The organism is Nonomuraea sp. NPDC050790 (assembly GCF_044456745.1).
In the GTDB taxonomy this organism is placed as follows: domain Bacteria; phylum Actinomycetota; class Actinomycetes; order Streptosporangiales; family Streptosporangiaceae; genus Nonomuraea.
Window position 1 is genome coordinate 827,454 of sequence record NZ_JBITGF010000002.1, and the last position, 12,716, is coordinate 840,169.

Genomic DNA, 12,716 nt, shown 5'->3' on the forward strand with positions numbered 1-12,716 from the left:
GATCCGAAATAGTCTCCTGATCGGGCATCATGCGGTGTGACACCGCCTGGCCCCTAGGAGGCTTGCGTGAACCCGGAGATGGCCCTTCGCCTGCTGCTCGTCGCCGCGGGCGCGCTTCTGGTGGCCGCCGTCGCCAGGCGCAGGGGCTGGCCGGCGCCGCTGCTGCTGGTGGTGGCCGGGCTGATCGCCTCGCCGCTGGTGCCGGTGGTGGCGCTCGACTCCGAGATCGTGCTGCTGGTGTTCCTGCCGCCGCTGCTGTACTCGGCCGCGCTGGACAGCTCCTACCTGCGCCTGCGCGAGGTGACCAAGGCGGTCGCGCTGCTGTCGGTCGGGCTGGTGCTGTTCACCATGGTCGTGGTCGGGTACGTGGTGCACCTGCTGGTCCCGGCGCTGCCCATGGCGGCCGCCTTCGCCCTGGGCGCGATCATCGCCCCGCCGGACGCGGTCGCCGCCGTCGCCGTGGCCCGCCGGCTGGGGCTGCCGCGCCGTACGCTGACCATCCTCATCGGCGAGAGCCTGTTCAACGACGCGACCGCGCTGACCGCCTACCGGGTGGCGATCGCCGCGGCCACCGGCAGCGTCTTCGAACTGTCCGGCGCGGTGGGGCAGTTCCTGTACGCGTCGGTGGTGGGCGTGGTCATCGGCGTGGCGCTGGCGCTAGCCTTCGGGTGGGTGCTGCCCCGGCTGCGGGACGCGCTGGTCGAGAACACGATCATGCTGCTGATCCCGTTCGCCGCCTACCTGGCCGCCGAACTGGTCCACGCCTCGGGCGTGATCTCGGTGGTGATCGTCGGCCTCTACCTGGGTGGCAGGATGCACCGGCAGGGGTTCGGCACCCGGCTGGTCGCCGCCGGCGTGTGGAAGGTAGTGGACTTCTTCCTGGAGACCATCGTCTTCGCGCTCATCGGGCTGCAGCTCACGCACGTGATCCCGAAGGAGTACACCGGCTGGCAACTGGCCTGGTACGCGCTGGCCGTGTTCGCGGCGACGGTGGTGGCCAGGTTCGTCTACGTGTTCCCCACCTCGTTCCTGCAGCAGTCCCGGCCGGCCATGCCCAACGTGGTGATCGTGGGCTGGGCGGGCATGCGGGGTGTGGTCTCGCTGGCCGCCGCCTTCGCCATCCCGGCGGGGTTCGAGGGCGCCGATCTGATGATCTTCCTGACGTTCACGACGGTCATCGGCACGTTGCTGGTCCAGGGGCTGACCTTCCCCACGCTGATCCGCCGCCTGAGGGTCACCAGCGAGAACGAGGTCTACGAGGACAACCTGGGCGAGGCCGCCGCCAAGCAGGCCGCCATCCAGGCCGGCCTCGACGCCCTGAACAGGCAGCTCCCGCCCGACGACGAGATGGACGAGATCACCCTGGACGTGGTCGGCCAGCTACGCCAGAAGACCGAGCGGCGGGCGATGTCAGCGTGGGAACGGCTCGGCGGCGGCACCGCCCAGGACGGCTCGGAGACGCCGAGCGCCCTGTACCGGCGGCTGCGCGGCGACATGCTGGTGGCCGAGCGCGAGGTGTTCGTCAGGCTGCGCGACGAGCGCCGCATCGACGACGAGGTGATGCGCAGGATGATGGCCGAACTGGACTTCGAGGAGGCGATCCTGGAGCGCTAGGCGCACGGGTCGGCGTAGGGGAGGTCGTCGCCGACGTACGCGCGCCAGTCGGCCCGCGACAACGGCCGCTCCATCCGCTCGCACAGCCTGGGCAGCGCCCGCTCGGCGCTGACCGGCAGGTCGCGCAGCGTCCCGTCGTAGCCCAGCACCCGCAGGTCGCCGCCGGGCAGGAAGGCCATGCGCGGCGCCGCGTCCCGGTCGTCCATCTCGGGGCGGGTGGCGGCCACGGTGCGGGCCGCGCCGAGCTGCCGGCCGGTGTCCAGGTCGAACGCGGTCACCTGCTCGTCGTGCGCCAGCACCAGCGTCCTGCCGTCGGGGGAGAAGATCGCCCCGCGCACCGTCCCCGGCACCTGGAACACCTGCCCGGTCGGCCGCCACGTGGTCGCGTCCCACAGGGCCACCCCGCTCCCGCCGTACGGCGAGGCCCCCCGCCGCCCGGCGCGGTCGAGCACCATCCACAGCCGGGCGACCGTCCCCGGCCCCGACGTCCTGGGCAGGACGCGCATGGTGGCCAGGTCGATCACGTCCACCCGCACCGAGTCCCCCGCCAGCAGGTGGCGCCCGTCGGCGCTGAAGGACAGGTCCTCGGAGGAGACCGGGCCGAAGATCTTGACGATCCTGCGCTCGCGCACGTCCACGACCGCCACGTTCCCGGTGCCCGGGTAGTCGCCCGACCAGACGAAGCCGATGGCCACCCACCGCCCGTCGGGGCTGAAGACCATCCGCCCCATGCCGTCGGCCAGGCTCAGCTCCGGATCCGGCCGCCTGACGACGCCCGTGCGGCGTCCCGTCGCGGTGTCCCACACCTGGATCTGCTCGGAGTGGTCGTTGGGCACCGCGGAGAGCAGGGTCCGGCCGTCGGGGCTGAGGGCGAGGTCGGGTTCGAGGCCGAACGTCAGCTTGCCGAAGGCTTCCACCGCCGGGCGGGCGGGCGTGAACGACGGCAGCGTCCACGACCTGGCCTGCGAGCCGACCAGCCCGACCGCGGTGCTCCCGTCGGCGGTCATGCGCAGCAGCGTGGCCCCGGCGGGCGGCGCGCTCCCCGCGGCCGTGTACGGGGCCAGGTCGTAGACGGTGACCTGGCCGCCGTCGTCGAGCAACGTCAGCCGCCGGCCGTCGGCGCTGAGCGCCGGGCGCTGGGTGAGCGGCGCGGTCGTGGTGAACCGCATCAGCCTGGCCCCGTCGCGTACCCGCCACAGCGTCACGACGGACGGCGAGGTCACCACCACGCCGTAGTCGGACAGGTGGCTGAGCGTCACCATGTACGCGCCGTCGGCGGAGAAGCCCGCGGTCTGGGCGGGGCCGGGGAAGTCCCGCACGCGCCTGCCGTCGGCGAGGCTGACCAGCGAAAGGTCGTCATTCCTCGACACCGCCGCCATGGAGCCGTCCGGCGTGATGCCCGCCACCCTGCCCGGCAGCCCGTGCCGCAGCTTCCTGGCCGCGCCCGAGGGCGGCTCGCGCACGGTCCCGGCGTCCCCGTCCACGGCGAACCGGTCGCCGGGCCCCAGCTCCTGCGGCGAGGTCCCATGCCGGGTGAAGTTCTGCGCCGCCCTGCTCCACAGCCCGTAGAACGGCCCGCCCTGGTTGGCGGTGACCTCCAGGTAGCCGCCCGCCGGGCTGAAGCGCAGCGACCCCGGCGTGTTGGCGCCGGTGGAGAGCGTGTTCTTCGAGCGGTCCCGCGCCACGAGCCTGCCCGTGCGCAGGCTCCACAGCCGGATCCGGCCGTTGGCGCCGAGCGCGAGCGTGTCGCCGTCGGGCGACAGCGCCGCGCGGAACGGCCCGGCACCGACCCCGCCGAACTCCCGCCGCACCGCGCCGTCGCGCACGTCGTAGACCCGCACCCGGTCCTCTCCCGCGCTCACCAGCAGCGAGCCGTCGTGGCTGAGCGTCCGTCCGGTGTTGGTGAGCAAAGGATCCTTGAAGGTGTGCGTCTCGGGCTGGGCGAGCGAGCTCAGCACCGCCGCCTTCGCCTCGGGCACGGGCGAGATCCGGTACGCGGCCGCGCTCAACGCCATCGCCCTGGCCGGATCGCTGCGGCGCAGCCCGTCGGCCTGGAGCGCCACCAGCCTGGCACGCTCGGCGGCCCGCTGGTCGGCGAGCCGCTTCTCACTGGCCTGGCTCAGCCGCGTCTGCTGCCAGGCCAGCACGCCCGCCACCAGCGCGGTGACGGTCAGGACGGCCACGCCGCCGGTCACCACGCGCCGCCGCCTGGCCCGGCTTCTCGCGTGGCTCGCACTGGCCGCGAGGAAGGACTGCTCGGTGGCGTTGAGCGTCAGGTGGCCGGGAAGGGGGTGGTCCAGGGCCTGGCGCAGGGCCGTACCTTGGAGGAGGTCCTCGTCGCGGCGGCCGTGCTCCGACCAGCGGCGGGCCGCCTCGCCGAGCCTGCGGTGACGGGCCAGGGCCGCGCGGTCGCCGGCCACCCACTCGTGCAGGCGGGGCCAGGCGCGCAGCAGCGCGGGGCGGCCCATCGAGACGCCGCCTTCGCCGCGCTCGATCAGCCGGGCCCGTTCGAGCTCGGCCAGCACGGGCTCGGTGGCGGGGCGGCCGTCGAGCAGTTCGCCGAGCGTCGCCGAGCGCGGGCTCTCCTCGCCCTCGCGGACGTCGACCAGGCGCAGCAGCACCTGCCTGGCCACCTCGCGGTCGGCGGCGGGGAGCGCGGCGTAGACCTGCTCGGCGACCTGGCCGAGCGCGGGCTCGCCGGCCAGTTCCTCGGGCGGGCGCACGCCGGCCGCGGCCCGCGCGCCCGAGGCCATGAGCGGCTCGCCGGCCATGGAGGCGCCGAGCAGCGCGGTGAGCAGGTCGTGCGCGCTGGGCCGCAGCTCCGGGTCCTTGGACAGGGCGGCGGCCACGTGCGGGCGCAGCGGCGCGGGCACGGGCGACAGGTCGGGTTCGTGGGTGAGCAGGCGGTTGATGACGGCGACCGTCGTCGGCGCGCCGAAGACGTCCTGGCCGGTGGCGGCGAAGCAGACCAGCGCGCCCCAGGCGAAGACGTCGGCGGCGGGCTCGGCCCGGCCGCCGGAGAAGACCTCGGGCGCCATGTACATGGGCGTGCCGGTCAGCTCGCCGGTCGAGGTCATCGACAGGCCCGCCGCGCGGGCGATGCCGAAGTCGATGACCCGCGGGCCGTCGGGCCCGAGCAGCACGTTCTCCGGCTTGAGGTCGCGGTGGACCACCCCGGCCTGGTGGATGGCGGCCAGCGCGGTGGCCACGCCGAGCGCCAGCCGGTGCAGCGCGTCGCCGCCGAACGGCGCGGCCCTGCGCAGGCTGGGCCCCGACACGAACTCGGTCACCAGGTAGGGCCGCGCGCCGGTCAGGTCGTGGTCGATGATGCGGGCGGTGCAGAAGGAGGCCACGCGCTGGGCGGCGCGTACCTCGCGCAGGAACCTCCTGCGCAGCGCGGAGTCACCCGACAGGTACGCGTGCAGGACCTTCACCGCGACCCGGTTGGCCGCCTCGTCGTACGCCTCGTACACGACCCCCTGGCCGCCGGCGCCCAGCCGGCCGGCCAGCCAGTAGTCCCCCAGCCGCAGCGGTTCCCCGTTCACCTACGGTTGGATGCGCGCTCAGCCCATCTGGTTGTCGACGTAGCACCACCGCCAGGTCTCGCCCGGCTCGAACGACTGGATCACCGGGTGGCCCTCGCCGCCCGCGTGCTTGCTGGCGTGGCGCGACGGCGAGGAGTCGCAGCAGCCGATGTGCCCGCAGGACAGGCAGCGCCTCAGATGCACCCAGCGGCCACCGGTCGCCAGGCACTCCTCGCAGCCCTCCGGCGTGCGCGCGGGCGGATCGCCGGCGTTGGAAAGATGTTCACAGATTGCCATAACCGAAATCGTAGGACTAGAAGCACATTCCAATTTGGCCGCACCTCTTGATCGAGCGCTTGGTGCAGTGGACTCTTTGCTAATCGGGGGCGGCGAAAGGAGCCCCTCGTGCTTGAGGTCCGCAACCTCGAGGTGGTCTACGACGACGTCATGCTCGTGCTGCGCGGCGTCAGCCTGAGCGTCCCGCCCGGCTCGATCGTGGCGCTGCTGGGCGCCAACGGAGCGGGCAAGACGACCCTGCTGCGCGCGCTGTCCGGCCTGCTCGACGTGCACGACGGAGAGATCACCAAGGGTACGGTCACCCTGGACGGCGTCCCGATCCACCACCTCAAACCAGCCCAGATCGTACGGCGCGGCCTCAGCCAGGTCATGGAGGGCCGCCGCATCCTGGCCGAGCTGACCGTCGAGGAGAACCTCAGGGTCGGCGGCCACACGGCCGCGGAGTCCCACCTCGACCGGGTCTACACCCTGTTCCCCGTGCTGGCCGAGCGCCGCAGGAGCGTCTCCGGCTACCTGTCGGGCGGCGAGCAGCAGATGCTGGCCGTCGGCCGCGCCCTCATGGCGGGCCCCGCCTACCTCCTGCTCGACGAGCCCAGCCTCGGCCTGGCCCCGGCGCTCGTGGCCCAGATCCGCGACCTCATCGTCGAGATCAACAAGCAGGGCACCACCGTCCTGCTGGTCGAGCAGAACGCCACCATGGCGCTGTCGATCGCCGCCCACGGCTACGTGATGGAGACCGGGAAGATCGTGATGGACAAGCCGGCCGCCGCACTGCTGGCCGACGAGGACATCAGGGAGTTCTACCTCGGGCTCGGCGCCGAGGGCGCGGCCAGGTCCTTCCGCGAGGTCAAGCACTACAAACGGAGGAAGAGATGGCTGTCCTGACCGTCGAGGACGTCGGCCTGTCCTTCGCCGGCGTCCGCGCCATCGACGGGGTCTCCTTCGAGGTCGGCCCCACCGAGCTGTTCGCGGTGATCGGTCCCAACGGCGCCGGCAAGACCTCGATCTTCAACGTCCTCTCCGGCGTCTACCGGCCCCAGCGCGGCAAGGTCGTCTTCCTGGAGACCGAGCTGCTCGGCCGCCGCCCCGACGAGATCGCCGCGATGGGCCTGGCCCGCACGTTCCAGAACGTCGAGCTCTTCCACAACCTCACCGTCCTGGACAACCTCATGCTCGGCCGCCACTGCCACTTCACGTACGGCACGCTGTCGGCCCTCGCCTGGTTCGGCCGGGCCAGACGGCAGGAACTCCAGGCCAGGGCCAGGGTCGAGGACATCATCGACTTCCTGGAGCTGGCCGCCTGGCGCCGGCATCCGGTGCGGCTGCTGCCGTACGGGATCCAGAAGCGCGTCGAGCTCGGCCGCGCGCTGGCGATGGAGCCCAGGCTGCTGCTGCTCGACGAGCCCGTCGCCGGCATGAACCTGGAGGAGACCGAGGACATGGCCAGGTTCGTCCTGGACATCCGCGACGAGCTCGGCATCCCGATCGTGCTCGTCGACCACGACATGGGCCTGGTCATGGACCTGGCCGACCGGGTGCTCGTGCTCGACTTCGGCCGCCAGGTCGCCCTCGGCACGCCCGCCGAGGTGCAGCGCGACCCCAAGGTCATCGAGGCGTATCTGGGAGGGACCGCGTGACTGTCACCGCACGACGCCTGGAGACGATCGTCACCCGTGTGAGGCGGCGGGCCGAGCGCACGCCCGCCGGCGTGGCCCTGCGGCACAAGGACCTCGGCGTCTGGCAGGAGATCACCTGGTCCGGCTACTGGCACCAGGTCGAGCTCGTCGCCCACGCCCTGCTGGCCCTCGGGGTCGAGCCCGGCGACCGGGTCGCCGTCCACTCCGAGAACCGCCCGGAATGGCTCTACGCGGATCTGGCCACGGTCGCGGTGCGCGGCATCACCGTCGGCCTCTACCCGACCAACCCGCCCGCCGAGGTCGCCTACCTGCTGGCCGACTGCGGCGCCCGCATCCTGCTGGCCGAGGACCAGGAACAGCTCGACAAGGCGCTGGACATCGCCGGCCTGGAGCGGATCATCTACCTGGAGCCGCGCGGCATCCGCGGCAGGTACGACGACCCGCGCCTGATCCACTGGCCCGACCTGCTGGCCATCGGCGCCGCCCACCGGGAGGAGCACCCCGAGGCGCTGGCCCGCCGCATGGACGAGGCGAGCGCCGAGGACGTGGCCACCCTCATCTACACCTCCGGCACCACCGGCCCGCCCAAAGGCGTCATGCTCACCGTCGGCAACATCGAGTTCGCGGTGCGCACGCTCGTCGAGGAGGGCGGCTTCACCTCCCCGCCGCCGTCCGAGCGCGACCTCATCCTGTCCTACCTGCCGCTCTGCCACGTCGCCGAGCGCGCCTTCACCGTCTGGTTCAACTCCGGCGCCGGCGTCCAGGTGAACTTCGCCGAGTCGATCGAGACCGTCCAGGCCAACCTGCGCGAGGTGCAGCCGACGATCCTGTTCGGCGTCCCGCGCATCTGGGAGAAGGTGCTGGCCCAGGTCAACATCAAGATCGACGCCGCCTCGCCGCTCAAGCGGGTCGTGACCCGGTTCTGGCTGCGCGTGGCCGACCGCGTCGGCGACACGCTGGTGCGCACCGGCGGCACGCACACCGCCGCCACCCGCCTGCTGTACGCGCTGGGCTGGGTGTTCTGCTACCGCTCGCTGCGCGAGCGCCTCGGCATGCGCCGGGTGCGCTACGCCGCCTCCGGCGCCGCCCCGATCGCCCCCGACGTGCTCAAGTTCTACATGGGCATCGGCGTGGCCATGCACGAGGTGTACGGCATGAGCGAGAACACCGCCATCGCCACCGCCAACCGGCCCGGCCGGGTCCGGCTCGGCACCGTCGGCGAGCCGCAGAACGGCATCGAGCTGAAGATCGACGAGGCCACCGGCGAGATCATGACCAGGCATCCCGGCACCTTCGCCGGCTACTGGGGCAACCCCCGCGCCACCGCCGACGTGCTCGACCCCGACGGCTGGCTGCACACCGGCGACGTGGGGGAGTGGGACGGCACCCACGTGCGCATCACCGACCGGATGAAGGACATCATCATCACCGGCGGCGGCAAGAACGTCGCGCCCTCCGAGATCGAGAACGCGCTCAAGGCCTCGCCGTACGTGAAGGAGGCGGTCGTCGTCGGCGACCAGCGGCCCTACCTCGTGGCGCTCATCGGCATCGAGTACGACACCGTGGGGGAGTGGGCGCGCCGGCGCGGCATCGCCTACACCACCTACCGCGACCTGTCCGAGCGGCCGGAGACGCGGGCGCTGGTCCAGGACGTCGTGCTGCGGGTGAACGAGCGCTTCGCCCGGGTCGAACAGGTCAAGAAGTTCGCCTTCCTGCCCAAGGAGCTCGACCACGAGGACGGCGAGCTGACCGCCACGCAGAAGGTCAAGCGCAGCGCCATCGCCAAGCTGTTCGAGGAGCTGGTCGAAGGGATGTACCGCGCGTGACGGGACTACTCGAGTCGATCATCAGGGGGCTGGGCAGCGGCTCGGTCTACGCGTTGCTGGCGCTCGGATTCGTGATCATCTATAAGGCGACCAGGGTCATCAGCTTCGCCCAGCCCTCGCTCATGCTGGCCGGGGCGGTCGCGGTCAGCTACCTGGCCGAGGTGACCGGCTTCTACCTCGCGGTGCTGCTGGCCGCGCTGCTCATCGCCGGCGTCGCGCTCGGCATCGAGAGGGTCGCGATCCGGCCCATGGTCGGCCGTCCCGTCTTCGTCGTCGCGATCATCACGCTGGGCGTGGACGTGGTCGTCCGCGTCGTCGTCAACGGCTTCATCGGCCGCGACGTGCGCCAGATGGGCGACCCGTGGGGCCTGCGGCAGGTGACGCTCGGGCCGCTGGTCGTGCAGCAGCGCTGGCTGGCCATGCTCGCCGTGACGGCCGTGCTGGTCACGCTGCTGTTCCTGTTCTTCCGCCACACCAGGTACGGCCTGGCCATGCGGGCCGCCGCCTTCGACCAGGAGACCGCGCTGGCGCAGGGCGTCTCGGTCGGGGCGGTGTTCGCGATGTCGTGGGCCCTGGCCGGGTTCCTGGCGGCGATCGCCGGCATGTTCGTCGGCACCGGCCAGGGCGTCGAGCAGCTCACCTGGATCGTCGCGCTCAAGGCGCTGCCGGCCATCATCGTCGGCGGCCTCGACTCGCTCGGCGGCGCGGTCGTGGGCGGGCTGACGATCGGGGTGGTCGAGTCGCTGTTCCAGAGCTACCAGGGCGAGTTCGCGCCGTGGCTGGGACAGAACTTCGCGGTGGTCACGCCGTACGTGGTGATGCTGGTCGTGCTGCTGGTGCGGCCGTACGGGCTGTTCGGCACCCGGGAGGTCGAGCGCGTATGACCGAGACCAGGTCCACCCCCAAGGCCCAGGTGCCCGATCCGCCCGCCGGGCGTGCGCGCCGGCCGCGCGGGCGCCCGCTGCTCTACACCGCCTACGGCCAGGACATGGCCCTGCTCGACACCCGGGCCAAGCGGATCTGGACCGGGCTGCTGGTGCTGCTCGCGCTGTCGCTGTCCGTGGTGCTGGCCGACCGGTCGCTGGAGGTGCTGGCGGGGGCGTACGTGCTGGCCATCGGGGCGATCGGGCTCAACATCGTCACCGGGTACGCCGGGCAGGTGTCGCTGGGCCACGCGTTCTTCGTGGCCATCGGCGCGTACACGGCCGCGGCGGTCTCGGGGCCGCCGGGGGGCGAGCACCTGGGGTTCGGGCTGGCCGAGATCTGGATCTGGCTGCCGGCCGCCGGGCTGGTGGCCGCGCTGTTCGGGGTGCTGGTCGCGCCGCTGGCCACCCGGCTGCGCGGCCTGTACCTGGCGGTCGTCACGCTCGGGCTGGTCTTCCTCGGCGAGCACGTCTTCAAGGAGTGGGACCACCTGACCGGCGGGCCCGGCGTGGGGCGGGAGGCGGCGGTGCCGCACCTGTTCGGCGTGCCGCTCGACCAGGACGGCATCGCCACCAAGGAGCAGCAGCTCTACGTGCTCATGCTGGCGCTGCTGATCGTCTTCGCGGTGGCCGCGCGCAACCTCGCGCGCTCGCGGATCGGGCGGGCCTTCTCGGCGATCCGCGACCGGGACATCGCCGCCGCGGTCATCGGGGTGCCGCTGACCCGCTCCAAGGTGCTGGCCTTCGGGATCTCCTCCTTCTACGCCGGGTGCGCCGGGGCGCTGTTCTACAGCATCGCCGGGTACGTCGAGCCCGGCTCGTTCAACCTGCTGCTGTCGGTGCAGTTCATCGCGATGGTGCTCATCGGCGGGGTGGCGACCGTGTCCGGGGCCATCGCGGGCGCGCTGTTCATCTCGCTGCTGCAGCCGATCACCCGGTCGCTGCCGGAGCTGCTGCCGATCGTCAGCGCCGACACCACCGTGACGCCGAACGTGTTCCAGGTCGAGACCGTGCTCTACGGCCTGCTGATCATCCTGTTCCTCGTCTTCGAGCCGCGCGGGCTGTTCGGCATCTGGATCCGCGTGCGCACCTACTGGAAGTCGTGGCCGTTCTCCTACTAACGAGAGGAAACTCTGATGAAGGTGCGCTATGGCGTGACATTTGTCGCGATAGTGGCCCTTCTGTCCGCGTGTGGCGTCATCCGGGGGGACGACGAGGGCAGCAAGGGCGCCGTGACGACCGGCGTCACCCGCGAGCCGTGTCCGCTGGCGGTCGACAAGAACAAGGGCTGCATCTACCTGGGCACGATCTCCGACCTGACCCAGGGGCCGTTCGCGGCGCTGGCCGTACCGATCACCGACGCGCAGAAGGCGTTCTGGAAGCGCGTCAACACCGCGGGCGGCATCGGCGGCAAGTACGAGGTGGACGTGCAGGCGTACGTGCGCGACAACAAGTACAACCCCGAGGTCCACCGGCAGGTCTACAACGAGATCAAGGACAAGGTCCTGGGCCTGGCGCAGACGCTCGGCTCGCCCACCACCGCGGCCATCATCGGCGACCTCAAGGCCAACGACGTCGTCTCCGCCCCCGCCTCCTGGACCTCCGCGTGGGAGTTCGAGGACGTGATCGTGGAGAGCGGCGCCAACTACTGCGTCGAGGCCATGAACTCCGTCGACTACGCCATGGAGGTCTACAAGCCCAAGACCGTGATGGCCGTCCACCTGGCCGGAGACTACGGCGCCGACGCCGCCGCGGGCGCCAAGGTCGCGGCGGAGAAGAACGGGCTGGAGTTCACCGCCGTCGAGACGCCGCCCGGCGCCACCGAGCAGGGCCGGGCCATCACCGAGATCACCAAGAACAAGCCCGACCTCGTCATCCTCACCACCGGCCCCGCCGACGCCGCCGCCATCGTCGGCCAGTCGGCCGCCGCCGGGTTCAAGGGCCGCTTCATCGGAACCGGTCCCACCTGGAACCCCGCCCTGCTCAAGTCGCCCGCCGCTCCCGCGCTCAAGGCCCTGTACGAGCAGTCGTCGCCCGGCAAGCCCTTCAACGCCGACACGCCCGGGCACAAAGCCATGCGCGAGGCGCTCACCGGCGTCACGCCCAACGACGGCTACACCTCCGGCTGGGTCTGGTCCTACCCGCTGAAGGCGGCGCTGGAGAAGATGGTCGCCTCGGGCGACGTCAGCCGCAAGGGCCTGCTCGCGGCGGTCAAGACGCTCTCGACCGTGGACTACGAGGGCATGCTGCCGCCCGAGGCGGGCAACTTCTCCGGCGACCCGAACACCGCCACCTTCCGCCAGACGCTCGTCAACAAACTGGACGAGGCCGCGCCGACCGGGGTCACCATGGTCAAGGACTTCTTCACCGGGCCCACCGCCCAGGCGTACGCCATGGACGGTCCCTGCTACGCCAAGCTCTAGTTTTCCGCCGTTCTGGCTCCCGCCGGGGGCACGAGCCGTTGGGTAGGGTCGCAGGTATGCGACTCCGGTTTGTGCCCCTAGCCCTTTTCGCCTCTGCCGTCTTCCTCGCCGGGTGCGGCGAGGTCAACAGCACCATCGACAAGGCCCAGGCGTGCCTGGAGGCGCCGAAGATCGTCGCCGACCTGGTGGCCGAGGTCGGCAAGTTCACCAACGATCCGCAGGCGATGGACAAGGCCATCGACGACGCCGCCACCAGGCTGAACGGCGTGGCCGACAAGGCCTCCAACACCACCCTCAAGGAAGCCACGGACAGCCTGGCGACGTCGCTGGGCAACATCAACGTCAAGACCGTGAACGACGCGGTCGACTCCGCCCAGAAGGTGACCGCCGAGACCGCCGCCTACCTCGACAAGATCGCCAAGGCCTGCGCCTAAGCCCCCGGCCAGTCCTGGCCACCCCCTCCGGGAGCCCC

Annotated in this window: 10 protein-coding genes; 8 read left to right on the forward strand and 2 right to left on the reverse strand. The window is 71.7% G+C overall.

Annotated elements, in window-relative coordinates:
* Nucleotides 1-66: 66 nt before the first annotated feature.
* A complete protein-coding gene (locus ACIBEJ_RS12295; RefSeq protein ID WP_397182725.1) occupies nt 67-1,614 on the forward strand; it encodes a Na+/H+ antiporter in 1,548 nt (515 codons plus the stop codon).
* Here the strand turns inward: ACIBEJ_RS12295 and ACIBEJ_RS12300 are convergent.
* Nucleotides 1,611-5,159: a serine/threonine-protein kinase gene (locus ACIBEJ_RS12300; protein WP_397182726.1), complete on the reverse strand. Its 3,549-nt coding sequence runs from the start codon at nt 5,157-5,159 to the stop codon at nt 1,611-1,613. The genes ACIBEJ_RS12295 and ACIBEJ_RS12300 overlap by 4 nt on opposite strands.
* Nucleotides 5,160-5,177: 18 nt before the next feature.
* Complete coding sequence (locus ACIBEJ_RS12305) at nt 5,178-5,435, reverse strand: UBP-type zinc finger domain-containing protein (RefSeq protein WP_397182727.1); 258 nt, start codon at nt 5,433-5,435, stop codon at nt 5,178-5,180.
* A 108-nt stretch (nt 5,436-5,543) separates the two neighbouring features.
* Here ACIBEJ_RS12305 and ACIBEJ_RS12310 point away from each other — a divergent pair, with 108 nt between their 5' ends.
* From ACIBEJ_RS12310 to ACIBEJ_RS12340, 7 genes are read left to right on the forward strand one after another with little or no spacing between them, the layout of a single operon-like run.
* Nucleotides 5,544-6,320, forward strand: coding sequence for an ABC transporter ATP-binding protein (locus ACIBEJ_RS12310; RefSeq protein WP_397182728.1), 777 nt, complete (start codon nt 5,544-5,546; stop codon nt 6,318-6,320).
* A complete protein-coding gene (locus ACIBEJ_RS12315) occupies nt 6,308-7,072 on the forward strand; it encodes an ABC transporter ATP-binding protein (RefSeq protein WP_397182729.1) in 765 nt (254 codons plus the stop codon). The genes ACIBEJ_RS12310 and ACIBEJ_RS12315 overlap by 13 nt, the downstream gene beginning before the upstream one ends.
* Complete coding sequence (locus ACIBEJ_RS12320; RefSeq protein ID WP_397182730.1) at nt 7,069-8,898, forward strand: AMP-dependent synthetase/ligase; 1,830 nt, start codon at nt 7,069-7,071, stop codon at nt 8,896-8,898. Before ACIBEJ_RS12315 ends, ACIBEJ_RS12320 begins: the two co-directional genes overlap by 4 nt.
* Complete coding sequence (locus ACIBEJ_RS12325) at nt 8,895-9,782, forward strand: branched-chain amino acid ABC transporter permease (RefSeq protein ID WP_397182731.1); 888 nt, start codon at nt 8,895-8,897, stop codon at nt 9,780-9,782. The genes ACIBEJ_RS12320 and ACIBEJ_RS12325 overlap by 4 nt, the downstream gene beginning before the upstream one ends.
* Nucleotides 9,779-10,942, forward strand: coding sequence for a branched-chain amino acid ABC transporter permease (locus ACIBEJ_RS12330; protein WP_397182732.1), 1,164 nt, complete (start codon nt 9,779-9,781; stop codon nt 10,940-10,942). The genes ACIBEJ_RS12325 and ACIBEJ_RS12330 overlap by 4 nt, the downstream gene beginning before the upstream one ends.
* 15 nt (nt 10,943-10,957) lie before the next feature.
* Nucleotides 10,958-12,244 carry an ABC transporter substrate-binding protein gene (locus ACIBEJ_RS12335; RefSeq protein WP_397182733.1) on the forward strand — a complete coding sequence of 429 codons (1,287 nt, stop codon included), beginning with the start codon at nt 10,958-10,960 and terminating at the stop codon, nt 12,242-12,244.
* Nucleotides 12,245-12,300: 56 nt separating this feature from the next.
* Complete coding sequence (locus tag ACIBEJ_RS12340) at nt 12,301-12,678, forward strand: hypothetical protein (RefSeq protein WP_397182734.1); 378 nt, start codon at nt 12,301-12,303, stop codon at nt 12,676-12,678.
* Nucleotides 12,679-12,716: the final 38 nt, after the last annotated feature.